The organism is Mameliella sp. CS4 (assembly GCF_019392335.1).
GTDB lineage: Bacteria > Pseudomonadota > Alphaproteobacteria > Rhodobacterales > Rhodobacteraceae > Antarctobacter.
This window is the reverse complement of the sequence record NZ_JAHXRQ010000292.1, coordinates 1-237: the sequence shown is the minus strand read 5'-3', so window position 1 is coordinate 237 and position 237 is coordinate 1. Positions and strand designations below refer to the sequence as shown.

The following is a 237-nucleotide window of genomic DNA, read 5'->3' as shown; positions in this document are numbered from 1 at the left end:
GCCATCGGCGAATTGAGCGCGCCGACCCGTCGCACGCTGGTCTACTCCGACAGCGGCGGCTACACACCGCTGGACAACGGCGTCGCCTTATCGGCCAAAACGGACCTCTACACGGCCCTGCTTCAAACCCTGCCCGACTCGGCGCGCAATGCGCTGAACATTCACATTGCCCAAGGCCCGCTGCTGCGCCAAAGCATCGCCCTGCATGCCCTGGACCGCGCGGTGCTGCGGGCCAGG

The 237-nt window shown here is 67.1% G+C and carries 1 protein-coding gene; it reads left to right on the top strand.

Annotated features, from left to right (window positions below; all coding sequences use genetic code 11):
* Nucleotides 1–237 (top strand): hypothetical protein (locus tag KZZ07_RS27440; protein WP_219520212.1); only part of this gene is annotated, 237 nt, incomplete at both ends.